Annotated in this window: 20 protein-coding genes; 11 read left to right on the plus strand and 9 right to left on the minus strand. The window is 37.5% G+C overall.

Going from position 1 to position 24,522, the window contains the following annotated elements:
• Window positions 1-100: 100 nt before the first annotated feature.
• The gene (gene plsY, locus ACI48O_RS11475) at window positions 101-685 is read right to left on the minus strand and encodes a glycerol-3-phosphate 1-O-acyltransferase PlsY (RefSeq protein WP_435561942.1); all 585 of its coding nucleotides are present in this window, start codon (window positions 683-685) and stop codon (window positions 101-103) included.
• Between the two features lie 167 nt (window positions 686-852).
• Here plsY and ACI48O_RS11480 point away from each other — a divergent pair, with 167 nt between their 5' ends.
• The 7 genes from ACI48O_RS11480 to ACI48O_RS11510 all read left to right on the plus strand — a co-directional run bounded on the left by ACI48O_RS11480 (window position 853) and on the right by ACI48O_RS11510 (window position 10,415).
• Window positions 853-2,589 carry a glycosyl hydrolase family 18 protein gene (locus ACI48O_RS11480; RefSeq protein WP_435561943.1) on the plus strand — a complete coding sequence of 579 codons (1,737 nt, stop codon included), beginning with the start codon at window positions 853-855 and terminating at the stop codon, window positions 2,587-2,589.
• 151 nt (window positions 2,590-2,740) lie between these two features.
• Window positions 2,741-3,157, plus strand: a complete 417-nt coding sequence (locus ACI48O_RS11485) for a CoA-binding protein (RefSeq protein ID WP_435561944.1) — start codon at window positions 2,741-2,743, stop codon at window positions 3,155-3,157.
• Between the two features lie 344 nt (window positions 3,158-3,501).
• Window positions 3,502-5,481: a DNA topoisomerase IV subunit B gene (gene parE, locus ACI48O_RS11490; RefSeq protein ID WP_435561945.1), complete on the plus strand. Its 1,980-nt coding sequence runs from the start codon at window positions 3,502-3,504 to the stop codon at window positions 5,479-5,481.
• Entirely contained in the window at window positions 5,478-7,925 is a 2,448-nt protein-coding gene (parC, locus tag ACI48O_RS11495; protein ID WP_435561946.1) for a DNA topoisomerase IV subunit A, read from the plus strand. Before parE ends, parC begins: the two co-directional genes overlap by 4 nt.
• Window positions 7,926-8,214: 289 nt before the next feature.
• On the plus strand, window positions 8,215-8,985 hold the full coding sequence (locus ACI48O_RS11500; RefSeq protein ID WP_435561947.1) for a transporter substrate-binding domain-containing protein: 771 nt from the start codon (window positions 8,215-8,217) through the stop codon (window positions 8,983-8,985).
• A 60-nt stretch (window positions 8,986-9,045) separates the two neighbouring features.
• Window positions 9,046-9,690, plus strand: coding sequence for an amino acid ABC transporter permease (locus tag ACI48O_RS11505; RefSeq protein WP_435561948.1), 645 nt, complete (start codon window positions 9,046-9,048; stop codon window positions 9,688-9,690).
• On the plus strand, window positions 9,687-10,415 hold the full coding sequence (locus ACI48O_RS11510) for an amino acid ABC transporter ATP-binding protein (RefSeq protein WP_435561949.1): 729 nt from the start codon (window positions 9,687-9,689) through the stop codon (window positions 10,413-10,415). The genes ACI48O_RS11505 and ACI48O_RS11510 overlap by 4 nt, the downstream gene beginning before the upstream one ends.
• Before the next feature lie 82 nt (window positions 10,416-10,497).
• Here the strand turns inward: ACI48O_RS11510 and ACI48O_RS11515 are convergent, their stop codons facing one another.
• On the minus strand, window positions 10,498-10,611 hold the full coding sequence (locus ACI48O_RS11515) for a bacitracin ABC transporter ATP-binding protein (RefSeq protein ID WP_435561950.1): 114 nt from the start codon (window positions 10,609-10,611) through the stop codon (window positions 10,498-10,500).
• A 268-nt stretch (window positions 10,612-10,879) separates the two neighbouring features.
• Here ACI48O_RS11515 and ACI48O_RS11520 point away from each other — a divergent pair, with 268 nt between their 5' ends.
• On the plus strand, window positions 10,880-12,706 hold the full coding sequence (locus tag ACI48O_RS11520) for an APC family permease (RefSeq protein ID WP_435561951.1): 1,827 nt from the start codon (window positions 10,880-10,882) through the stop codon (window positions 12,704-12,706).
• A gap of 170 nt (window positions 12,707-12,876) precedes the next feature.
• On the plus strand, window positions 12,877-13,608 hold the full coding sequence (locus tag ACI48O_RS11525; RefSeq protein ID WP_435561952.1) for a hypothetical protein: 732 nt from the start codon (window positions 12,877-12,879) through the stop codon (window positions 13,606-13,608).
• Window positions 13,609-13,924: 316 nt separating this feature from the next.
• On the opposite strand, the gene ACI48O_RS11530 is transcribed toward ACI48O_RS11525, so the two are convergent.
• From ACI48O_RS11530 to ACI48O_RS11545, 4 genes are all read right to left on the minus strand, one after another.
• Window positions 13,925-14,677 (minus strand): helix-turn-helix domain-containing protein, encoded by a 753-nt coding sequence (locus ACI48O_RS11530; protein WP_435561953.1) that lies wholly within the window; start codon window positions 14,675-14,677, stop codon window positions 13,925-13,927.
• Window positions 14,678-14,841: 164 nt separating this feature from the next.
• Complete coding sequence (locus tag ACI48O_RS11535; protein ID WP_435561954.1) at window positions 14,842-15,798, minus strand: DMT family transporter; 957 nt, start codon at window positions 15,796-15,798, stop codon at window positions 14,842-14,844.
• Between the two features lie 155 nt (window positions 15,799-15,953).
• Window positions 15,954-16,721, minus strand: a complete 768-nt coding sequence (locus ACI48O_RS11540) for a cobalamin-binding protein (RefSeq protein ID WP_435561955.1) — start codon at window positions 16,719-16,721, stop codon at window positions 15,954-15,956.
• 19 nt (window positions 16,722-16,740) lie between these two features.
• On the minus strand, window positions 16,741-17,601 hold the full coding sequence (locus ACI48O_RS11545; RefSeq protein ID WP_435561956.1) for a tyrosine-type recombinase/integrase: 861 nt from the start codon (window positions 17,599-17,601) through the stop codon (window positions 16,741-16,743).
• A gap of 578 nt (window positions 17,602-18,179) precedes the next feature.
• Here ACI48O_RS11545 and ACI48O_RS11550 point away from each other — a divergent pair.
• Entirely contained in the window at window positions 18,180-19,394 is a 1,215-nt protein-coding gene (locus tag ACI48O_RS11550; RefSeq protein WP_435561957.1) for an L-lactate MFS transporter, read from the plus strand.
• Between the two features lie 226 nt (window positions 19,395-19,620).
• Here the strand turns inward: ACI48O_RS11550 and ACI48O_RS11555 are convergent, their stop codons facing one another.
• Window positions 19,621-20,427: an HAD family hydrolase gene (locus ACI48O_RS11555; protein WP_435561958.1), complete on the minus strand. Its 807-nt coding sequence runs from the start codon at window positions 20,425-20,427 to the stop codon at window positions 19,621-19,623.
• A 187-nt stretch (window positions 20,428-20,614) separates the two neighbouring features.
• Here ACI48O_RS11555 and ACI48O_RS11560 point away from each other — a divergent pair, with 187 nt between their 5' ends.
• Window positions 20,615-20,959 (plus strand): hypothetical protein, encoded by a 345-nt coding sequence (locus tag ACI48O_RS11560; RefSeq protein ID WP_435561959.1) that lies wholly within the window; start codon window positions 20,615-20,617, stop codon window positions 20,957-20,959.
• 26 nt (window positions 20,960-20,985) lie between these two features.
• Here the strand turns inward: ACI48O_RS11560 and ACI48O_RS11565 are convergent, their stop codons facing one another.
• Window positions 20,986-23,415: a Lon protease family protein gene (locus ACI48O_RS11565; protein ID WP_435561960.1), complete on the minus strand. Its 2,430-nt coding sequence runs from the start codon at window positions 23,413-23,415 to the stop codon at window positions 20,986-20,988.
• Between the two features lie 171 nt (window positions 23,416-23,586).
• The gene (locus ACI48O_RS11570) at window positions 23,587-24,417 is read right to left on the minus strand and encodes a deoxyribonuclease IV (protein WP_435561961.1); all 831 of its coding nucleotides are present in this window, start codon (window positions 24,415-24,417) and stop codon (window positions 23,587-23,589) included.
• Window positions 24,418-24,522: the final 105 nt, after the last annotated feature.

The following is a 24,522-nucleotide window of genomic DNA, read 5'->3' on the forward strand; positions in this document are numbered from 1 at the left end:
TTCTGACCAAATAAAAATTGCCGAGAAAAATATCTTTTCTCGACAATCTGACAGAATTATATGGTTCTTTTTTATAAGGCTAAGTTAATATTCCGTTTTACTATAGCCATTTTATTTTTGGTTCGGTTTTATCGATAATCCTTTTAATATTCGCTCTATGTCGGTAAACGACGAATGCGCTCAACACTGAAACCACGATGATGAGTGGGGGATCCCATATGATAATCGAATAGGTGAGTGAGGCTACCGCTGCTAGCATGGATGATAGAGAAACATATTTGGTTATGTAAAGACTTATAAAAAATACAAGCAATAATATAATAAACATAAATGGGGCATATGCTAGTAAAATTCCACCAGACGTTGCAACTGCTTTACCGCCTCTAAATCCAGCAAAAATCGGATACATATGTCCAATTACGGCTATAACTCCTGCGATTAGCGGGTGAAAGTCATGACCAAACCATTTAACTAATAAAACAGCCAATGTTCCTTTTAAAATGTCTGATAAGGTAACAGCGATACCTGCTTTTTTTCCTAGTGTTCGAAATGAATTCGTGCCACCTAAATTTCCGCTCCCATGTTCTCGAATATCAATTCCATAAAAAACCTTCCCAATAATTAATCCAGAAGGTATAGAGCCAAGTAAGTATGCGATGATGATAAGACCTGCGTTAATTGCCATGAAAACTTCTCCTTCAAACTTAATTCATTTTATTATTGTACCATCTTTTCGAAAAAACTCCATGAGGAATCCATCGCATTTTCCTTGTATGACCATATTTGTTTTTTTAATGATCATCCTTTGATAAGATAAAATAGTATTTTAAAAGAAATTAAAACAAGGAGGAGATGTTTCTGGCACGAGTTTCCTATCATAAACAAAAATCGATTCCTACCGGTCTGAAGGTGTCGGGATTAATAGTCGGGGTGCTAATGGTGATTTCTAGCATTCTGTTATTTTTTTATCCGTTTGCTTCATCGGAAAAAACGAGCTATTTTAAGGGGGAACACCCTATTTTATTTCTAGGAAAACAAACGGGTAATGCACTTATTGAAAATGATACGATATATTTACCGTTAACGTTCTTAAAAGCGATCGATGAGACCATCTTGTTTGATGAAAAGTCGCAGTCGATTATTATTACAACTTTAAATAAAGTGGTGCAAATGCCTTCAGAATCGTTAACGTATTATGTTAACCAAAAACCAGTGAACCTTGAAATTCCTGCCTTCAAACAGAAAGACGGAGAACACTATATTGCGATTGAAACCATTTTGCCTTTTTATCCAATTCGATACGAAACCCTTGATGGAACAAAAGCCATTCTTATCCAAAGAAATGGGGAGGAGCGGAATCACGCAAGGGTTATCAATAAAGATGTACACGAAGAAAAGCTGCGCTTAAGAAGTGACTCCACATTACGGTCTCCTTATACTGCACAAACTGTTGCAAACGAAAGGGTATATGTCGAAGCAGAAAAGGGAGATTACTATTTTGTTAGAAAAGAAAATGGCATAGCAGGCTATTTAAAAAAACAGTTTGTTACAACTGAAACAACCGAGAAGATAAAGGTTGAGCATAAAATTGAAAAACCACACCTTACCCCTATAAATGGCCCGCTCCATTTGACATGGGAAGCAGTTTATACGAAAAATCCAAACACGAACACCATTTTGGAAATGCCAGGAGTTAATATCGTTTCGCCGACTTGGTTTAAACTGGGCAGTCAGGATGGAGATGTTGATAACCTGGCGTCCGTTGACTATGTGAAATGGGCTAAATCAAAAGGCTATCAAGTTTGGGGTTTGTTTTCGAATAATTTCGAGCCTGACCTTACTCATGTTGCTTTTAGCAATTTTGAAACGAGACAAAATATCATCCGCCAGCTTCTTCATTTTAGTCAAATGTATGAATTAGATGGCTTTAATATCGATATTGAAAATGTTCGAAGCGTAGATGGTCCACTCGTTACTCAATTTGTCCGGGAAGCAACTCCATATTTTCATGAAGCAGGACTGTATGTGTCAATGGATATCACCTTTATTTCCGGGAGTGGAAATTGGTCGGGTTTTTATGAAAGGGATAAGCTTGCCGAGATTGTTGATTATTTGATTGTGATGGCTTATGACGAGCATTGGGGTAAATCACCAGTTGCTGGAAGTGTTGCTAGTATACCATGGGTGGAAAAAAATCTGTTGAGTTTACTTAAGGTGGTCCCAAATGAAAAATTAGTTCTGGGCGTACCACTGTATACAAGGCTTTGGAAAGAAGAAATCGCATCAGATGGGTCTAAAACGATTTCTTCTAATGCAAAGTCAATGCAAGAAATAAAAGAATGGATCGATCAGCATCAATTAACACCTGTATATGATGATGCATCAGGACAAAATTATGTGGAATATGCCTCGGTTGAGGAAAACGCGACCTATAAAGTCTGGCTAGAGGACGAAGTATCATTAAAAAAACGTGCTGAACTGGCAAATAAGTATAGGCTAGCCGGTTTGGCAAGCTGGTCTCGTTATTTTGCAGATCAGACAGCATGGACTGCACTTCAATGGCCAGTGAACGATAGCTTGGAGGAATAAAAGGTTTGCCTCCATGTACATCGTTTAAAACTCTCCGAATGAGCAACAACAATTTTCTATGATACTTATATTTCAAGCAAGTTAATAGGAATATATCAAAGAGAATTGTAAAATAATGTTACAAAACGAAAATTATTAGGAGTGGATGAACGTGGCGATTGAAAACCCAAGTCGTGAGGAAATTGGAGTTATTTTAAAGAAAGCCAAAAGAATTGCCGTAGTGGGCCTTAGCGACAATCCCGAACGTACTTCTTACATGGTGGCTAAAGCTATGCAAGATGCTGGATATGAGATTATTCCTGTTAACCCGCGAGCCGATCAAATCCTTGGTGTAAAAGCTTTTGCGCATTTAAACGAAATTGAAGGTCATATTGATATAGTCAATGTTTTTCGCCGTTCAGAATATTTGCCTGAGGTAGCCAAGGAGTTTCTTCAGGTCGATGCAGATGTTTTTTGGGCACAGCTTGGTTTAGCACATGAAGAAGTTTATGAAAATTTGAAAGAAAAAGGCTACACAGTGATTATGGATCGCTGCATTAAGGTTGAACATGCATTAACAAGAAAATAAAAGAAATTGATTTGGCATGAGACACATACTGTCTCATGCCTCTTATTTTATTTTGAACGTTCTCAATGGGAGCGTATGCTAACATTTTCCCAGAGATGAAATTTCTACAAATTGGTGGCAATTGAAAGAACGGTTTGCCAAAAAGAAATAAATCGATACAATAAAGAAAGCGTAGATTTCTTGATTAAATATGGTAATATATTATAGTTCGAACGTTCGTTCTGAAAATTTATTTTCCAGAAACAAAAAGGAAAATACCATCAATTAGACGAATTAGTAATCAAGTTTGACAACATAGATCTAAATCAGATTTGTTGTTTCGCAAGTATGAAAGGGGTATGTTCGTGGCAAGAAACCAACCAGTATTTGATTACAATGATGACGCCATACAGGTGCTCGAGGGATTAGAAGCAGTTCGTAAGAGGCCTGGTATGTATATTGGCAGCACCGATGCCCGCGGTCTTCACCACCTCGTTTATGAAATCGTAGATAATTCAGTTGATGAAGCTCTATCCGGTTTCGGAAATCACATAATTGTAAAGATCCACAAAAATAACTCGATCAGCGTTCAGGATAAAGGTCGAGGAATGCCTACAGGTATGCATAAATTGGGCAAACCTACACCGGAAGTTATTTTAACCGTCCTTCACGCAGGTGGAAAATTTGGACAAGGCGGTTACAAAACAAGCGGCGGATTGCATGGAGTAGGTGCTTCTGTCGTAAACGCACTATCCGAATGGTTAGTCGTTACGATTAAACGCGACGGATTTGTTTATGAACAGCGCTTTGAAAATGGCGGTAAACCTGTAACAACCTTAGAAAAAACCGGCAAGACAAACCAAACAGGGACGACGATTCATTTCAAACCAGACTCAACCATCTTCTCAACAACCACTTTCAATTACGAAACGTTGTGTGAGCGTTTGCGGGAATCTGCCTTTTTGCTAAAGGGTATGAAAATTGAAATCATCGATGAACGAAACGATGTTCAAGAGGTTTTTCATTATGAAAACGGGATTGAGGCATTTGTCGAGTACTTAAATGAGGAAAAGGACGAACTTCATCCGGTTGTAAGCTTTGAAGGGGAGCAAAACGGAATTGAAGTAGATTTTGCCTTCCAATTTAATGATGGCTATTCCGAGAATGTTCTTTCATTTGTAAATAATGTCCGTACGAAAGATGGCGGAACACATGAGGCAGGATCAAAGACTGCAATGACCCGCGTCTTTAACGACTATGCTCGAAAAGTAGGCTTGTTAAAAGAAAAGGATAAGAATCTCGACGGTGCAGATATCCGTGAGGGTTTATCGGCAATCATTTCCGTTCGGATTCCTGAAGAATTGCTGCAATTTGAGGGACAAACAAAAGGAAAATTAGGGACAAGTGAAGCGCGCTCCGCAGTGGATGCTGTTGTGTCAGAGCATCTTTCTTATTTTCTTGAAGAAAATCCTGATATTAGCTCTCTTCTCATTAAAAAGTCAATAAAGGCTTATCAGGCTCGCGAAGCTGCCCGTAAAGCACGTGAAGAAGCCAGAAGCGGGAAAAAGCGTAAACGTTCAGAGGCGGTTCTTTCTGGTAAGCTAACACCCGCACAATCACGAAATCCCCAAAAAAATGAACTCTATTTAGTTGAGGGAGATTCTGCAGGAGGTTCGGCGAAACAAGGCCGTGACCGGAGGTTCCAAGCGGTTCTTCCACTAAGAGGTAAAGTCATCAACACGGAAAAAGCCAAGCTTTCCGATATCTTTAAGAACGAAGAAATCAATACGATTATTCACGCCATTGGTGGAGGAGTCGGTGCGGATTTCAGTATTGAAGACATAAATTATGACAAGATTGTTATTATGACCGATGCCGATACGGACGGTGCGCATATCCAAGTATTGTTGCTTACCTTCTTTTACCGCTATATGAAGCCATTAATTGAAGCGGGAAAAGTGTTTATCGCGCTTCCACCGTTATACAAAGTGAGTAAAGGGACTGGCAAAAAAGAAGTGATCGAGTATGCATGGGGTGAGGATGACCTCCAATCAGCGATTAAAAAAGTTGGTAAAGGGTACATCATCCAGCGCTACAAGGGGCTTGGAGAAATGAACGCAGACCAGCTTTGGGATACCACAATGAACCCTGAGACACGAACGCTTATTCGTGTCCGGATTGATGATGCTGCTCGTGCTGAACGCCGCGTTACAACGCTGATGGGTGATAAAGTAGAACCGCGTCGGAAATGGATTGAATCCAATGTGGCATTTGGTTTAGAAGAGGATGGAAGTATCCTTGAAAATGAGAATATTAGCGTTGCAGAGGAGGAGACCGAAGTATGAACCAAGTAGAAAAATTCCGCGATCTTCCTCTTGAAGATGTTTTAGGCGACCGTTTTGGCCGCTACAGTAAATATATTATCCAGGAACGTGCCCTGCCGGATGCAAGGGACGGCTTAAAGCCCGTTCAACGAAGAATTTTATATGCGATGCATGTAGAAGGAAATACGCATGAAAAGGGCTTTCGGAAATCTGCAAAAACAGTCGGTAACGTTATCGGGAATTATCACCCGCACGGTGATTCATCGGTATACGAAGCGATGGTGCGTATGAGTCAGGATTGGAAGGTTCGTAATCTGCTAATCGAGATGCACGGAAATAACGGAAGCGTGGATGGGGATCCCCCAGCAGCGATGCGTTATACGGAAGCAAGGCTTTCCGCCATCTCAGGTGAACTGTTAAGAGATATTGAAAAAGAAACCGTAGATTTTATTCCGAATTTCGACGATACATCGAAAGAACCAACTGTTTTACCAGCGATGTATCCGAACCTGTTAGTTAATGGCTCAACGGGAATCTCTGCAGGTTATGCAACGGAAATTCCACCTCATCACCTTGGCGAGGTTATTGATGCTGTCATTATGAAAATGAATAACCCTCAGGTTACAGTGGATGAGTTAATGACTGTAATGAAAGGACCTGATTTTCCAACAGGCGGGATTATTCAGGGTATTGACGGTATAAAAAGAGCCTATGAGACAGGCAAAGGGAAAATCATTATTCGCGGTAAAGCTGAAATTGAAACCGTCCGCGGCGGCAAGCAGCAGATCGTTATTACGGAAATTCCTTTTGAAGTGAACAAAGCCAATTTGGTTAAAAAAATGGATGAATTCCGCCTTGATCGGAAGGTTGAGGGGATTTCAGAGGTTCGTGATGAAACAGACCGGACTGGTTTAAGAATTGTCATTGAACTAAAAAAAGACGTGGATGCAGAAGGCGTGTTAAATTATTTATATAAAAACAGCGACCTGCAAATCCCTTATAATTTTAATATGGTTGCCATACATAATAAGCGGCCAAAGCTACTGGGAATAAGAGAACTTCTAACCTCGTATATCGAGCATCAGAAGGAAGTAGTCACCAGAAGATCAAAATTCGAACTTAGAAAAGCAAGCGAACGCCAGCATATTGTCGAAGGTTTAATGAAAGCTCTCTCGATACTCGATGAGGTCATTGCAACCATTCGAGCGTCTAAAGATAAGCGGGACGCAAAAGATAATTTGATCGCTAAATTTCAATTTACAGAACCTCAAGCTGAAGCCATTGTATCGTTACAGCTTTACCGTTTAACGAATACGGACATTACCGCACTGCGTAACGAAGCAGAGGAGCTTGCTAAAAAAATCGAAGAACTCACCTCGATTTTAAACAGCGAACAAAAACTATTAAGTGTTATCAAAAAAGATTTAAAAGAAGTGAAAAAGCGATTTGCCGATGAAAGACGCTCGGTCGTTCAAGCGGAAATTGAGGAAATCAAAATTAATCTTGAGGTCATGGTAGCAAATGAAGATGTCATTGTTACCGTTACGAGCCAAGGGTATGTTAAACGGACAAGCCAACGCTCCTTTGCAGCCTCAAACGGTCAAGACTTTGCGATTAAGGACTCGGACCGATTATTAGCTAAGCTTGATATGAATACAACGGATGTTCTGCTTCTCTTTACGAATAAGGGGAATTTCTTATATTGCCCTGTTCATGAGCTTCCAGATATCCGCTGGAAGGATCTCGGGCAGCATATTGCCAATATCATTCCGATTGATCGTGACGAATCCATTCTCAAGGCCATTCCGATCAAGGATTTTAATACTAACCAATTTTTATTGTTTGTGACGAAAAATGGAATGGTCAAAAAGACTGAATTAATTCACTATAAAGCACAGCGATATTCTAAGCCACTGGTTGCGATTAACTTAAAGGAAAATGACGAAGTAATCGATGTCCATATTACAGATGGCTCTAAGGAAATATTCATGATGTCTCACTTAGGCTATTGCTTATGGTTTAAGGAAGAGGAAGTAAGTATAGTGGGGGCACGTGCTGCTGGTGTTAAAGGTATGAACTTAAAAGATGGTGATTTTGTCGTTGGCGGCAAACTCATTAACGAGGATCATAAGCAATCAATCGTCATCGCGACTCAACGTGGTGCAGTGAAAAAAATGAAGCTAAGTGAGTTTGAATTAGCAACCCGCGCCAAACGTGGTGTTGTCGTTTTGCGTGAGTTAAAATCAAATCCTCATCGAGTGGTTGGATTTGAAACAGTTTATGACCTGGATCGCATTTATGTTGTTTCGGAGAAAGGCCAAACTGAAACTTTAAATGCAGGAGACCTACGCTATAACGACAGATACCAAAACGGTTCTTTTGTATTTGATGAAACAGATAGCGGAAGAGTAATCCTAATCTTTAAAGAAGATGGCTTGACCGAAGAAAATACGACTACATTATAAAAATGAAGGCTGACTTATAGGGTCCTGAATTCATCGTTTATACATTTTCCTTTTAAGGAATATGACAAAGCGGAAGAAGGACCCTTCAAGTTAGTCTTTTTTGTTGTTATTACAATATAATTAATTTTAATATATTTATTTTTAACAAATAAAGATTTATATATATTACCTGTTGATTTTATATATTTATTAGATGGTTTATAAATTTTTATTGCTTTTTTGATATAATTTAGTTATTTTATATATGTGAGATAAAGTGACACATATTAATTACTGGGGAGTGTTTTGAATGAAAAAATTTGGTATTTTTAGTTTATTATTGATTCTTTCTCTCTTTATTGCAGCATGTGGAAACAAGGACGCTGCAAATGAAGAAAAGAAAGATGATAAAGTATATAAAGTAGGTGTCGATACCACTTATCCTCCGTTTGAATTTAAAGAGGGCAATGAATATAAAGGGATTGATATTGATTTAATTAAAGCTATTGCAAAAAATCAAGGTTTTGAAATCGAACTTTCTCCAATGGATTTTGGTGGGATTATTCCAGCTATGCAAGCAAATCAGCTTGACGTTGCCATCGCAGGAATGAGTATTACAGAGGATAGAAAGAAAATAGTAGATTTTTCAACACCATATTTTGATGCCGGCTTAACAGTAGTTGTAAAAAATGATAATTCTATAATTAAATCTGTGGATGATCTTAAAGGTAAAAAAGTTGCAGTTAAAAAAGGTACAACAGGTGCTAAATATGCACAGGATAATGCAGCTAAATTAGAGATTGAAGTTGTACAATTTAACGATAGTCCAGCAATGTTCCAAGAAGTTTCGAACGGCAATGCTGATGCACTTATCGAAGATTATCCAGTTATCTCATATGCGATTGCACAGAAAGATTTAGGGTTAAAAATCGTGGGCGATCGATTAAATGGAGACCAATATGGAATTGCGGTTTTAAAAGGTAAAAATCAGGATCTTTTAGAAAAAATTAATAAAGGTCTTGAAGAGCTTAAAAAAGATGGAACATATGATGAAATCATTAAATCTTATCTTGGTGAATAAAAGCTAAGAACTGTAAGGCGCGCTAGTGCGCGCCTTCTTTTATTGAAAGGGGATGAAAGAATGGACGTAATTATGTCAGCTTTACCTATGTTAATTAAGGGAGTTCAAGTAACACTATATATCTTTGTTATTGCTATCATTCTAGGTTTTTTAATTGGTTTGGCCGTGGCGTTATTAAGACTTGCGCCAATTAGAATCTTGAATGTAATTGCAAAGGCTTATGTTGATACCATTCGGGGGACTCCATTTATTGTTCAACTGTTTTTCATTTATTTTGGTATTAACTCATTACAAATAGTGTCGCTTGATAACACTACCGCAGGGATCATCACCGTAGCTATTAATGCAGGTGCATACTTTGCTGAGATCATTAGAGCTGGAATTCAATCGATTGATAAAGGTCAAACAGAAGCTGCAAGATCAATTGGTTTTACTGGCGCTCAAACGATGAGATTTGTTGTACTTCCGCAAGCGTTTAGAAGAATGCTTCCTACCATTACAAACCAGTCCATCATAAGCTTAAAAGATACTTCACTATTATCCGTAATTGGGATAGCAGACTTAACTCAACAAGGGCAGATTCAAGCATCGGCAACTTTTGAGGCATTTAAGATTTGGCTTACAGTTGGTATCATATACTTTATTGTTATATATTTATTAACATTGCTTGCTAATTTCGTCGAAAGGAGGATTCAGCTTCGATGAGCATTATTTCTGTAAAAAACTTAAGTAAATCATTCGGGAAATTAGAAGTATTAAAAGACATTAACGCGGAGATTAAAGAAAGAGAAGTAGTTTGTGTAATTGGTCCTTCCGGATCGGGTAAAAGTACGTTTCTTCGTTGTTTAAACCGCCTTGAGGACATCTCGGGTGGAGAAGTTGTAATTAATGGACATGATATAACAGATTCAAAAATAAATATAAACAATGTAAGACAAGAAGTGGGAATGGTATTTCAACAGTTTAATCTATTCCCGCATAAAACAGTTTTAGAGAACATCACCTTAGGACCCATTAAAATTCGAAAAGCCGAGAAAGCCGCTGCCGAAAAACTTGCGCTTGAATTACTCGACAAAGTAGGACTGCGAGAAAAAGCAAATAGTTATCCAGGAGAGTTATCCGGTGGACAGAAACAAAGGGTGGCCATTGCTAGAGCACTCGCCATGAATCCAAAAATTATGCTATTTGACGAACCAACTTCTGCACTGGACCCTGAAATGGTCGGTGATGTGTTAGAGGTAATGAAGCAGTTAGCAAAAGAGGGAATGACCATGGTTGTGGTAACCCATGAAATGGGCTTTGCACGTGAAGTAGGTGACCGTGTTATTTTCATGGATGGAGGGTTTATTGTAGAAGAAAATGAACCAAATGAATTGTTTGGTAACCCTCAACATGGTAGAACGAAGTCTTTCTTAAGTAAGGTTCTTTAGTTTTTTCTTATTTGCAAAAAAAGGACGTCTGTTCATACATACGTCCTTTTTATTTCTTCAAAATTAGAGATTCAAATGGTGTTTAATCTTTTTGTATACTTTGATCATTTTCGGATTCACCGTTTTGTTGGTTAATTTCATTTGCTAAGTTATCTAAAAATTCATCTGATAATAAAGGTTTATTTTCCTTGTACATTTTTTTCTCCTTTGACAAATTGATTTCTTAGAGAGTTTTTTTCCTTACTCAACATTCCCTTTTATATGAGTTTTATTCTGCCTCTATAAATAAAATACATTTACGAGGGAAGGCGGAACTTCTGTTGCATGAAAAATGATGTGTCTACAAGTCTATTTGCGATGACTTGTGGACACTTTTTTATTTAGAAAAAAATAATCTCTTATGAGAGTTCTTTGGGTAAAAGGGCATCATATGAAGTAGAAACAATAAATGGACGGTGAATAAAATGTTTTCTGCCATAAAAAGGATTTTGATTGGGCATCCATTAAAATCCTATGAATTAGGGGAACAAAAAATAAACAAAACGAAGGCGTTAGCCATACTTTCCTCTGATGCACTGTCATCGGTGGCCTACGGCCCTGAACAAATACTGATTGTTTTAGTTACTATTGGAGTTTCGGCATTCTGGTATTCCATTCCGATTGCTATTGGAGTATTAATCCTTTTAACAGCGCTTATTTTGTCTTATCGGCAAATAATCTTTGCTTATCCTGGTGGTGGAGGGGCCTATGTCGTATCTAAGAGTAACCTAGGTGTAAACCCAGGATTAATAGCTGGTGGTTCGCTATTAGTAGACTATATCCTTACAGTTGCCGTAAGTGTGTCTGCAGGTACAGATGCAATAACATCAGCTTTTCCGACTTTACATAATTTTACTGTGGAAATCGCAGTAGTATTTGTCATTTTTATTACCCTTTTGAATTTAAGAGGTGTCACGGAATCAGCTTCCGTATTAGCCTATCCCGTATACTTATTCGTATTAGCTTTGTTCATATTAATTGGTGTAGGTATTTACAATATTGTAACAGGTGGAGTTTCGCCACAATTACATACTCCTGTAGGGACACCTGTTGTAGGAATTAGTTTATTTATTCTGTTAAAGGCATTCGCATCAGGAAGTTCAGCATTGACCGGAGTTGAGGCCATTTCAAATGCCATTCCAAACTTCAAGGATCCTGCACCAAAAAATGCGGCTAAAACATTAACAATGATGGGAATCTTGCTTGCTATATTGTTATCAGGCATCGTAATTTTAGCTTATTATTATGGGATTGCACCAAAGGCAGAGGTAACGGTTGTTTCACAAATAGCTGAGGAAATTTTCGGCCGGAATTTCATGTACTTTTTTATTCAAGGGACAACAGCTTTAATATTAATACTAGCTGCGAACACTGGGTATTCCGCATTTCCATTATTAGCGGTTAATCTGGCTAAAGACAAGTTTATTCCGCGGATGTTCCTCATTAGAGGAGACCGCTTAGGTTATTCAAACGGAATTATTATTCTAGGGATGGCCTCTATTATTTTAATCCTTGCATTTAATGCAGAAACAGAACACCTTATACCACTTTACGCAGTAGGGGTATTTGTTCCATTTACATTGTCACAAACAGGGATGATGGTTAAGTGGATTAGAGAAAAACCAGAAGGATGGATTCCAAGATTTATCATTAATACAACAGGGGCTTTTATTAGTCTTATTGTTACATTAATGTTTTTTATTACAAAATTTCAACAAGTTTGGTCCATTTTAGTTTTTCTTCCTATCATTATTTTAATTTTTCACCGAATTAGAAAACACTATGAAGCCGTTGGGGAACAGCTAAGAATCGCAAATAGAACTCCTGTAGTGCCAATTGAAGGGAATGTAATTATTGTTCCAGTTGCAGGAATTACAAATGTGGTTGAGAATACCCTTAACTATGCTAAGTCTCTTCATCCTGACCAAATAATTGCAGTTTATGTTGCTTTTGAAAGAGAGGATGAGAAGAAATTTGAAGAAAAATGGAAGGAATGGCAACCAGATATTAGACTCGTAACACTGCACTCTCACTACAGAAGTATCATCAATCCGTTGACTAAATTTGTTGATACTGTCGAACATAAAGCAAGTGAGTCAAATTATAAAGTTACGGTATTTATCCCACAATTCATCCCTAAGAATAGCTGGGAAAATATCCTTCATAATCAATCGAGCTTATTAATTTCTTCTTTCTTGCTCTATCGAAGAAACGTAATTGTCACGACCGTACCTTATCGGTTAAAAAAATAAATGAGGGAAAGAAACAAGTCTTTTAGTTTTAACAAGGTCTTTAACATCCATAATAAATTATCAAAAAAATACCCGTCTTTTTACGGCGAGTATTTTTGTTTTTTTAACTGTTTTTGCATCTTTTTGCTAATATTGGGTAAATTACTTCTAGAAGGGTGAGGTGAATCCTGATGAAAAAAGGAATCATATTTTTAATTCTAACCATCACTTTAATTTATTCAATAAACCAGAGTTATATAGTTAATGCCGATGATGATAAAATATCTATTTTAGCTACTTATCATAAAGATGTTATAGGTGATTCTCAAAATGAGAAAATTCAAGTAGTGAAATTTTCAAAAGAGAATAAAATTGAGATCCAGATAATGAACGGAAAGAAAATAATCGATATCATTGGCGTTAAAGGTAATCAAATTCCATCCATCGTTTTACAGGATTTCACTCAGGATGGAAGAAAAGATATTTTTATTTCAAAACCTCAGAGCAAAGACCATTCGCAAACAAATCATCAATTATATTCCTTTCAGAATGAAAAACTTAGTAAAATAAGTTTGCCAGAAGAGTTAGTTATGGTGGCTCAGCTTGAGAATAATTACAAAGCAATGGTTCAGATTAATCAATCCGGAAAAGCGTATACATTAGATCTTCGAAATAAGAAAAAATACTTTGATAAAAAAGGGATTTATCAGAAAGGCTACTTAAATGAACCTACTGAATTAATGGTACAACCCTTTGAAACGTTTAAATTGGTCCGATTAAGGGACCTGACATTCGGATTAAAGGGGAGACAGGTAATTGATGAAGGATTTGATGGTGAAAAAATAGCATTCGTCGATTCAACTTGGAAATGGATAAATGGAAATTGGGAATTGCAAAATAGCGTCGTAAAAAGAATTAAATGAGACAATTCAAGGAATAAAGTTTGAAAGGATAAAGAATTACATAATAATGTTATGTAAACAAGAGTAGAAAATATGATAGTGTTTACGGAATATGACATTCTAAGAAATCTAAAAAAGTTTACGGACAGATATACAGATTGTTGTCTCAAATGATTGATAGGATCCTTAGAAAGAATAAATTTAGATTTCATTTTGATTTCATTTTCGTACTACACACGCGAACTTAATTAAATAGCCGATTTTTATTAAAATTATCGATTCGGTCTCAATATTTTAAGTATACTTCGATATTGAGACCTGTTCCTTTTGTTTATATTCAATTGCCGAGAATAGATATTATGTAAACAAAGGAAAGATAAAAATGAAATTGGTTATCTCCCCCTAACTTAATAGAAAACAGTTTAATTGTTCTTCTACCGGCAATAATTACTCGATAATGAGCATTATTTGATCTTAAATATGGTTTAAAGCCTTTTTTCTTAAGAATTTCCTTAAATGCAACCATAAAATTAAGTGATCCACCAACAAAACTGACAGTATAGTTTCGATATTCCACATTTCCATCCCCATCAAAATACCCTCTAATAAAATGGTGCAAATAGTCCTCTGGAACATACGGAAATTCAACATCAAGAGATTTATGCGGTTTAATATTATGAATCGTAATTAAATCCTGTCTCATTACCTTACTGTTTATGTGGAGCATAAACACACCTGTTTTCTTATTTAAATAAATAGGTTGATTGGATCCCAATTCGTCTCTAATTTGTTCCAGTATATAACGTTCTTTTTGCGCAAATCCAATCTGTTGTGCGTTATTGCCAACAAATCCATCTGCAACAAAAAATCCTAATATATAAGCCATTGTGTTTGACCAAGTCTTAAAATAATCCTCATTTAACGAATATTGACGCTTCCAATGTCCAAACGGCCTTTTCTCAACATTTTGCTCTTTTAAAATTAATCTTACATATCTTGCTGAAATATTAGCTAGCTTCGCAATTTCTGCGGTCGATGCTCCATCTTGATACAAATGAATAATTTCCGCTATTTCCATCGTTCTTTTCATACACAAACTCCCCCCAAAATTTGCTGTAAGAACACTTTTTATCCCTCTTCTCTATTATGAGAACAAATGTTCTGTTTATCAAATTTTAAGAGATGATAAACAATAAAAGGCCGGAATCCATGCCAACATGGTATTCCGGCCTTTTTCTACTCATATTAATCCAACTAACTAATTTTTCTTCCCACCGTTTTTCCTGCAGCGCGCTTATCCAGCTTTCGATAATTAATCGCAACTATTCCAACTGCAACCAAAGCGATCGCTGCAAAAATATAAAGATTCATCCCTTCTCCCGGAATAAACATGGCGGATAAAAACGCACCAAATACCGGAGTTAAGAAATTATAAATGCTCATTTCTCCAGCTTTATTATATTTCAATATCGAAAACCATAACGCAAATGCCACTGCTGAAAGCGCAGCTGCATAAATAAGTAACCCCAAACCAAAAGGCGTGAAGGTAAGTGAATTCTCACTAAGCTGAGGTAAGCCAATGAACAGCAGCAGCCCCGAGCCAATTGTTAACTGCCAGCCTGTCAAAGTAATCGGATGGATATCTGCAGCTAACTCCTTGGCCATAATCGTAGTAATTGCACTTGTTAAGGCAGAAAAAATCATAAATCCTTCTCCAGTCCAGTGAAACTGGAACTGAAATTGCTGACCCCAATTTGCTACAATAATCCCTGCGATCCCCGCCAGGATACCAACCGTTTTCTGCCAGTTCAATTTATCGTTTTTATAGAAAAAATGAGCTAAGATGACTGCAAGAAACGTTCCACTTGATGTCAATATTGCTCCCTGCATTCCTGAGACTTTCGCCAACCCATTGTAAAAGAAAAAATACTGAACAGCGGTCTGGAAAATTCCAAAAATAATCAATACGAATAATTGAGATCGCTTAACCAAAATTTGTTTGCGATTCGTAATCATTAAATAGATTAAAATCATCAAACCAGCTAATAAAAAACGCATTCCTGCAAATACAATTTGTGCTGCGGTATCATTTTTAGCCATTTGTAATTCAACATAGCTGATTTTTAAAACGGGAAAGGCACTACCCCACAATAATGAACAAAAAATTGCGATGCCAATAACCACCCATTTATGTTGAAACTTGCTTATCAATTAAACCCATCTCCTACGGCAAGCATTGATCCTGCCCTATTAAAATCCAACAAATAATAATTATAACACTCTTTGATCGATCAACCTAATGTGAATTAATTATAATTAATTGGGTTTCAGACGGGAAATCGTATGTTAGCTAAGAACATTAGTGATTATTCATGTATTAGTTTATAAAGCTTTTCAAGTCCATCCAGAAGCCTTGGTGATGGGCGGCAATATAGTTCTTCCTCCAAAATAAAAATCCGTTCTCCAGATGGGTCCCCCAGCAGCTCGAATCCCGGACGTTTCATCACTAAGTTTTTTTGAATTTTTTCTTTCCGAACACCAACCCAAGCTAAGCAAATGAAATCAGGCTTCCGAGTGACAACATCCTCCCAATTGGTTTGGACACTGGCTAACTCAACAGATGAGAACACATTTAGCGCACCGGCAGCTTCCGATATTTCGGTGAGCCAGTTTAATTTACCTGGGGTAAAAACAGGTTTCGGCCACCATTCCCAATAAAGTGTAGGTTTGTTTTGAATCTGTGCACTTTTCTTTTTTATCTCCTCAAGCCGCATCCGGAATTGACAGGCAGCATCTAATCCACGCTTTGTCTCATTTAAAGCTTCTGCTGTTAAAAGCAAATCCTCTTCAATATCGGATAGCGTTTGAGGGTTTAACACAATATGCGGAATGCCGCGTTCTATTAATGCTTCGACGTTCTTTTCCATCCCGGGAACACTTAATGAAGCAAGCACGATATCAGGTTGCAATTGTTCAACCATATCGATATTAATAGATAAATCCGGTCCTAATCTAGGCAATTTTGCAATTGCAGCGGGCCAATCAGAATAATCATCAACCCCAACTAAAAGGTGAGCCAATCCTAAATATTCGATGATTTCTGTATTGCTTGGGCATAATGATATGACTCTCATACTTTCGTTTTCTTCCTTTCTACAATGATTTTTTCAGCATCATCCCCTCTGAGAGGTCCTTAAGATAGTTTGATGCGGAATTTTCTTCTATTCCTAATTCTTTGGCTATCATTTGAATCGAATACCTTTTTGTGTATAAATAATAAGCTAACGCTCTGCGAATGCTAATCAAGGTAAGAGGATGGTTCGCTCCGGGTAAAAAGTCTTTTGAAATGGCCCGCAGATGATGAAGAATAGTCATTACTTGGATCGGGCTGGGCAGTTCAACTCGGTGGGATTTTGTAATAAAAACGTAGTCGTTTCCATTTATTGGGCTTTCATCATAGTATTCTCGAAAACATGCAGCCTCACGCCCTTCCAACATTATGACTCTATTCCTTAAATGGATTTCTACCGTCCCTGCCGACTTTGAAACCACCACATCCTCCTTTGTGAATCGGAAATCTGCCGTTTTTAGGCCTTTTGCTGCTAAAACGAAAATGGCTTTTCTAAGTGATGAATAGTGCGTATTTTTAAGCGTTTTATCAAGTATGTCTAGAATTTGATCATAGGGTGTGTCAATGTTCTGGTTGTCCTTCACCTTATAGCGTTTTAATTTAACAGCCGGGTCAATCGGTACTTTCTCGATCTCCCATAGATAATTAAAAAATGTCTTTAAAATAGCCAGTTCTTTATTTATTGTGGAAATGCTTTTTTTCTTCTGATGTTGAAGTTCTAGGTACGCTTTTATGTCTGAGGGTGATATTTGAAAAGGCTCTTTGTTATTTGCATACGTACTTTGTAAAAAGCTAAAAAATTGATTGAGGACTTTTTGATAACTTTTAACCGTTTCTATACGATAACCCCGGGCCTCGATGTGTTGAATAAAACCATAAGGCATATTTCTCCACTCCCCTCTGAAACAACCTATTGTAAGTATTCGATTGTATGTTCGCTTAATCCTTTTTAAAACGCAAAAATAACCGAATTTTCTTACTTTTTATCAAAGGGTTGTATCGAAATCTGTGATTCTTTAAAATCATCTTAGCTGCTTGGTTTAATTTATTTATATTTTTTTAGGGTACATTTGTACCCTAACATGATGTTATCAACGTTTTAGCTTTACAGTTAAGGTATTCAAAGCAAAACCGACTATTTTTATAGTTTTTGCATGTGATATTGTCCCCTACACAGTTGACACGGCACAAAAATATGTCATAATGAAAAAAGTATAGTTTGTGGATAGCCTTTTGATAGCTTTTGCCAATGTCTAATCTAAGACAAGGGTATAAGAAATCTTTTTTAAATTTTCGCTTATCTACTTTGAATTTAAAATTAATAATTAAATAGTCTGGTTGCTTTTTGCAAAAACAGGTTGTGAGTGCAAAAGAGGCCAACGATGATGAATGTTTTCGTCACCGTTGGCCTCTTTTTTTTCTGGAAAACTATATATATTTTAACGCAAGGAGGATGTTTACATTGAATAGATGGTTTGTAGTTTTAGGTGCAATATTGATCCAAATTAATTTAGGAGCTGTCTATGGTTGGAGTTTATTTAACCAACCTTTAATCGATAAATATGGCTGGATTAGAGAAGATGTCGTTCTCACCTTTTCGATTACAATTGCCGTGATGGCTTTAACCACGATTTTTGCTGGAAGACTCCAGGATAAAATTGGTCCCAAATGGGTTGCCACAATTGGTGGATTATTATTGGGACTTGGATTGATGTTGTCTAGTCAAGCGACGACACTGTTTCAGCTCTATTTCTTCTATGGGGTAATTGGAGGAATGGGGATTGGTATGGCGTACGTCTGCCCTCTTTCAGCCTGTGTAAAGTGGTTCCCCGAAAAACGCGGCTTTATTAGTGGTGTTGCGGTTGCCGGTTTCGGATTAGGAGGGTTAATTTACAAGCCCATTATTGGTCAGCTTATTGAACTTTTCGGTGTTTCAGCAGCCTTTTTATACCTTGGGTTCATTTATTTGTTGTTAGTGGTAGCAGGAGCTCAATTATTAAAAAATCCACCGATGGCGAACCAAGAAGCAAAGACAGCCCAAACCGATATGCTAATAAAAATGAATCTGCAATTTTCTCCAAAGCAAATGCTTTCCACTCACCAATTTTATTTGTTATGGTTTATGTTTTTATTTGGGAGCAGTTCAGGATTAATGGTGATTAGTTTTGCAGTGGATATCGGTGTTGACTTACTTAAACTTGATCTCGAAAAGGCTGGTAATGCTGTCATGGTCATTGCATTATTCAATGCCGCAGGCCGAATTATCCTTGGAAATTTGTCCGACAGGTTTGGACGGATCAATACACTAATGGTCATATACGGATTGACAGCGTTGATTATGTTGTATATGAGTTTCTTCACGATGAATTATCCTATTTATCTAGTATCTGTTTCATTGATCGGTTTCTGTTTTGGGGGATATCTTGCCTTATACCCTTCCGTTACCGCAGATTTTTACGGAACTAGTAATATTGGCAGCAATTATGGTTTTATGTATCAAGCCTACGGACTGTCTGCATTTGCAGGTCCGTTTATTGTCAAAGCGATTCCGATGACACAAGCTTTTTCAATTGCAGGGTTTATCTGTATAATTGCCATTTTTATGGCAAAACTACTTAATGTACCTGCTGAGATCCCATCACCGCAACTGTTGAAAAAAAGTGTGGTCCGTAATTAAAAAAAGTGAGATTATTGTTCCAATTAACGGAACAAAATCTCACTTTTTATTTTTTATGCTCTTTAAATTTGGCTGTTGATTTCCGCTCCAGGTGCTCCCTTTCCGCGGGGGAGTCCGTGAGCCTCCTCGGCGCCATAGCGCCTGTGGGGTCTCCCGTGACACCTTCTCCCGCAGGAGTCTCGCACCTTCCGCTCCAATCAACATTGTTCTTTAACACAGCTATTATTTATTGTTCAGAAGTTTCTTTAACTTTCAACTCGTTTAATATATTGAACAGCTCATTTAAGTGCTTGATTTCATAGGTAGGAATCACTTCGTTGCGTTCTTTATCATGACGATTGATCCAAACTGATTTAATCCCCACTCGATTCGCTCCAAGGATGTCCGTCATAAGGTTGTCCCCAACCATAAGTACTTCATCCTTATTCACATTCATTAGCGATAATGCATGCTCGAAAATGGAAGGGTCCGGCTTCCCTCTTCCAAAATCACCAGAAATAACGATTTGGTCAAAATAAGGCACTAGCTCTGGTGTAATAGATAGTTTGGTATTTTGCAAGTCAGGTGAGCCGTTTGTTAGCATAAGTAGCTGAAAGTTTCCTTTTAATGCCTCTAGGATTTCAAACGTTTCCTCGTAAACAAACGGAGTCTTGCGGCGTTCTTCAGGAAAACGTTCTGCTAACTCATAGCCAAACTCAGGATCATCTATGCCCATTTTCTTCAAGCCTAAAGTCCAAGCATCTTTTCGATATGTTGGGACGATTTCAGCCATTTTTCGAAAGTTATGCTGATTATCTAAAAAATTACCCCATAATCCTTCAAACGGATTAATTCCGATCATTTGTGTAAAGGCGTATGTTTCATAAGAAGAATATAATTCTCGTGCTGCTTCTCGAACAGCTTCTTCAAGTGCAATTGAATCAAGCCCATAACGCTCTTCCGCTACTTTACACGTAGCCACAAAAGCATCCTTAATACTTTTTTGATCCCATAGCAACGTGTCATCTAAATCAAAAAAAATAGCTTTAATCATTTTATATTTTGCCCCTCTTTATTTATTTTGACGTATAAAAACTAGTTTACCATTAATCTTCACAGTTAAAAATATAATAAAATGAAATTTTCATACTATTACTGAAATGATCGTAACCAGAGTCCATCAGACGGCATATCGTAAAACATCAATACTCCTACAATCTGATTCGAAAATGTGTGATACGATGATTCCATCCTTCATTTTAAATAAGCTAATAAGCAAAATCCTCTCCCTTGTTTTAGAAAAAACGGGAGAGGACCATTCAAAGCTTCAAGACAGACTGGAGTCGCTTGAAAAAGATTATTTAGTTTTAAAACAGTCGTTAAATACAACTGGACCAGTTGAACAGCCAAGCATTACCATTGAGAATATGACAATCGAAAAGATTTCAATAGAAAATATATATTTAAGTCAACAAGAACCTTATGAAAAAGGAACATCTGATAAGGTTGATCCTCAAAATAAGATGACCCAATCAAACTCAATCTCTCCTAAAATAAATATTAGAGAAAGAAAGAATCAATCTTAGATTTAAACCGCTTTTAGTAAGATTTGCTACTCACTCGTTACCTTTGCTTCCTTTACCGCTTCAAACATTTGGTTAAAGCGATCTTCCACCCTTGCAAAGATTGTATCACGGGGGAACTGTCCTTTTTCATCGCGAATATTCCCTGCACTTACACCTGTTAATAACTCTATTCCTTCTGCAATATGACTGACGGCCCAGATGTGGAAATCCCCTTGTTGAGTTGCTTTTACTATTTCATTATCGAGCATTAAATTATTTACATTTTGCTTCGGAATAATGACTCCCTGTCTGCCGGTTAAACCTCGTTCTTTACAAATGTGATAGAAACCTTCTATTTTCTCATTTACTCCGCCGATCGGTTGAACTTCTCCCCACTGATTAACCGATCCTGTTACCGCGATTCCTTGGTTAATAGGAATATTGGCAAGTGAAGAAAGCAATACGTACAATTCAGTGCTTGATGCGCTATCTCCATCAATTCGAGAGTATGTCTGTTCAAACGTGATGCTGGCTGATAATGGGATCGGACGATTTTTGGCAAATACACCAGATAGAAATCCGGTTAGAATCATCATTCCTTTATCATGAATTTGCCCGCTCAGTGCGGCTTCCCGTTCAATATTCATTATTCCTCGCTTTCCAACATAAGTTTGCGCTGTAATTTTGGTTGGAATTCCGAAGATAGAATCCCTCGTCCCTAATACAGCCAATCCATTTATCTGTCCAACCCGATAACCATCGGTATCCACCATAATTTTTCCTGTTTGAATCATTTCCCGGTATTGCTCTGAAACATGATTTGCGCGGTGAATTTGTTCTCGAATGGCTTGAATGATATGTCGGTCGTCAACAAAGGTCGCGTCGTTCTTTTTTGCCCAATAGCTGGATTCCACAAGAACTTTGGTAATATCCTGGAACCGTGTTGATAATTTCGCTTGTTCCTCCACTAATCGTGAACTGTAATCGATGATTTTTCCTACAGCACGACGATGAAACGGAAGAAGTCCTTCATTTTCAGCATAGTTTTTCACAAAACGTGCCATTTTGAAGCTGTTTTCCTTATCTTTTTTCATCATCGTATCAAATTCGACTTTCACCTTAAACAGTTTATGAAAATCCTCATCTATGGCTGAAAGCAAATCGTATAGATAGTAGGACCCAATAATAATTACTTTAATATTTAACGGAATAGGCTCTGGCTTCACACCGCTAGATGGGACAATCCCTCTATCTTCATACAAATTCTCAGTTTGGACTTTCCCTGTCTGCAGTGCTCGCTTTAAGAGTGTCCATACATAGGGCTGCTGCAACAATTCGGTTGCTTGCAAAATTAAATACCCGCCGTTTGCAATGTGTAATACTCCTGGCTTAATATAAGTGAAATCCGTCACCCAGCTGCCAAGCGCCCCTTTGTATTCCACTTTTCCAAATAAATTATGATACGTTGGGTTTGTTTCATAAATCACTGGAGCACCAACAAGATGTTTATTGTTTACAAATAAATTAACGGTATATCGATGAAGCTGTTGTTCCTTTGAGCCAACGAGGGCGATCATGATTTTATTTTGCTCCTCATCATCTGCCAAAAAGAAGGAAAAATGAATCACGACATCATGGAAATAGGCTTCTAAATAGGATAGTACTTTTGGGAATTCTTTATACTGTTCCTTAAGCGGGAGAAAAAGTCCTTCAATCGCGTTAGCGGCACTCTGCCTCATAAATTGTTCTAGGTTTTTTCTCAGTTGCTCATCAAATTTACGCATTTGATGGAGGGTTTCTCTTATTTTTGCATCAACAAGCTTCTCTCGCTCAGCTAATTGATCTTTTTCAAAATCGGTAAGTTGATTATACTCTTGCCGGTCGATAGGTTTGCCGTTATGGAGTGGATAACTGTTGAGCCCTGTTGGTGACCGTTCAATTTTATAGCTAAGTTCTTCCGCAAATTGATCAACACTATCCCACAAGTCATCCATAGAATCATGATATTGTTCGATTAAATCCTGTTTTCTTTTCTCATACTCTTCTCCTGAAAAAGTGGACCGGATTTGCCGTTCAATATCAATTAATAAGGTTTCAATTTTACGTTGAAATTGTTGACCGTATCCTGCTGGTAAAGAAATGACCAATGGTCTGTCAGGATTTTCGAAATTATAAACATAGCACCAATCATCAGGGAGTTCCCTGGTTTGGGCAATGGCTCCAACACGGTCCAGTGTATAAGTCATTCTGCCGGTTCCTGTAGGACCCACAACAAATAAGTTATAACCCGATTGCTCAACCGATAGGCCAAATTCCATCGCTTGTTCTGCGCGGCGCTGACCGATCATTTCATTTGGGAGCTTTTCGAGATCATCTGTTGTTTCAAAAGGAAACTTGTTTGAGTCAAACTCTGCGCGAAGCTGCGAGAACGGGACTCGATGGATAGCAAGAACCGTTTCATATTCCTCATTGTTCATAAAAATCCCTCCCCTTTTAAAGGTAGACTTAGACTGAGACAGATTGGAGAATCGTTTTGATTTTCTAGTACTATCGTAATAAGGCAATTCATCACATTTTTTAAACCTTAATTAGAACATTCGCTCTTTTTCTACAACTTCCTTCCCTTTCTGTGATTTTTCGAAAAAATTCTACGAATTTTGCTTCAGCCATTCGATTTCCATTCTATGTGTAATCCCTTCATCGTCTGGGGTTTCTAAAATAAACGGTACATCCTTTAAAATAGGTGAGGTAACCAGTTGCATTAATGATTCCGCTTTAATTTGACCCTTTGAAAAAATATTTGCATGTCGATCCTTTCGAGATGCTGTTGGATATTTAGAGTTATTTAAATGGATGACTTTTAAATGGTCAAAATATTGCAATTCAATGCCTTTATTCAAAAAATCCGTTATGTCCTCTCCATCCCACAAACCACTCGCAAAAGCGTGGCAGGTGTCTAGACAAAAACCAATCTTCTCATGCTCATCACATAAGTTTCGTATTTGAATTAACTCCTCATAGGTTGTTCCAAGCGCCCCTTTCGTACCGGCATTATTCTCAAGAAGAATCAAACACTTGCCGTTCCATTGACTTAAGACTTTATTTAAGATGTCTAACATTTTGTGATAGCTTGCCAGCGGGTCATCCTCACTGATTTTGTTACCAAAATGAACCACAACTCCGATTGAACCACAAGCATCGGCAATCTCTAAATCGTTTAATAATGATAATATCGTTAATTCTTCCTTATCTTCAGAGGGGGTTAGGCTGGTTGGATAAGGGGTGTGTGCAACAGACTCTAGATTATGCTCCAAACAAAATTCCTTGCATTTTGTTGCGTCATCTAGATCCACCGCTTTTATGGAAAGGCTGCGGGGATTTTTGGGGAAATATTGAAAAGCGGAAGCCTGATTTGCCACCGCCTGTTTTGCTGCTCCTATATACCCGTTTTTTATGCTTACATGACTCCCAAATTTCATTTAATCTTCATCCCTTATATCTTGTTTTATTCGTATTTTTTTAACCATCCAACTTCATCAAAGTTAATTATTTTAATATAACTGGAACGTTTGTCCACACCCCTT

Source organism: Neobacillus terrisolis, from assembly GCF_051233475.1.
GTDB lineage: Bacteria > Bacillota > Bacilli > Bacillales > Cytobacillaceae > Bacillus_BU.

What these genes read in the sequence shown, in the direction of transcription:
- ACI48O_RS11565 (WP_435561960.1), bottom strand. Translation starts at nt 23,415, where the DNA reads ATGAACAATGAGGAATATGAAACGGTTCTTGCTATCCATCGAGTCCCG.
- ACI48O_RS11505 (WP_435561948.1), top strand. Translation starts at nt 9,046, where the DNA reads ATGGACGTAATTATGTCAGCTTTACCTATGTTAATTAAGGGAGTTCAA.
- ACI48O_RS11510 (WP_435561949.1), top strand. Translation starts at nt 9,687, where the DNA reads ATGAGCATTATTTCTGTAAAAAACTTAAGTAAATCATTCGGGAAATTA.
- ACI48O_RS11525 (WP_435561952.1), top strand. Translation starts at nt 12,877, where the DNA reads ATGAAAAAAGGAATCATATTTTTAATTCTAACCATCACTTTAATTTAT.
- ACI48O_RS11480 (WP_435561943.1), top strand. Translation starts at nt 853, where the DNA reads ATGTTTCTGGCACGAGTTTCCTATCATAAACAAAAATCGATTCCTACC.
- ACI48O_RS11560 (WP_435561959.1), top strand. Translation starts at nt 20,615, where the DNA reads ATGATTCCATCCTTCATTTTAAATAAGCTAATAAGCAAAATCCTCTCC.
- ACI48O_RS11520 (WP_435561951.1), top strand. Translation starts at nt 10,880, where the DNA reads ATGTTTTCTGCCATAAAAAGGATTTTGATTGGGCATCCATTAAAATCC.
- parC (WP_435561946.1), top strand. Translation starts at nt 5,478, where the DNA reads ATGAACCAAGTAGAAAAATTCCGCGATCTTCCTCTTGAAGATGTTTTA.
- ACI48O_RS11545 (WP_435561956.1), bottom strand. Translation starts at nt 17,601, where the DNA reads ATGCCTTATGGTTTTATTCAACACATCGAGGCCCGGGGTTATCGTATA.
- ACI48O_RS11500 (WP_435561947.1), top strand. Translation starts at nt 8,215, where the DNA reads ATGAAAAAATTTGGTATTTTTAGTTTATTATTGATTCTTTCTCTCTTT.
- ACI48O_RS11530 (WP_435561953.1), bottom strand. Translation starts at nt 14,677, where the DNA reads ATGAAAAGAACGATGGAAATAGCGGAAATTATTCATTTGTATCAAGAT.
- ACI48O_RS11555 (WP_435561958.1), bottom strand. Translation starts at nt 20,427, where the DNA reads ATGATTAAAGCTATTTTTTTTGATTTAGATGACACGTTGCTATGGGAT.
- ACI48O_RS11570 (WP_435561961.1), bottom strand. Translation starts at nt 24,417, where the DNA reads ATGAAATTTGGGAGTCATGTAAGCATAAAAAACGGGTATATAGGAGCA.
- ACI48O_RS11515 (WP_435561950.1), bottom strand. Translation starts at nt 10,611, where the DNA reads ATGTACAAGGAAAATAAACCTTTATTATCAGATGAATTTTTAGATAAC.
- ACI48O_RS11540 (WP_435561955.1), bottom strand. Translation starts at nt 16,721, where the DNA reads ATGAGAGTCATATCATTATGCCCAAGCAATACAGAAATCATCGAATAT.
- plsY (WP_435561942.1), bottom strand. Translation starts at nt 685, where the DNA reads ATGGCAATTAACGCAGGTCTTATCATCATCGCATACTTACTTGGCTCT.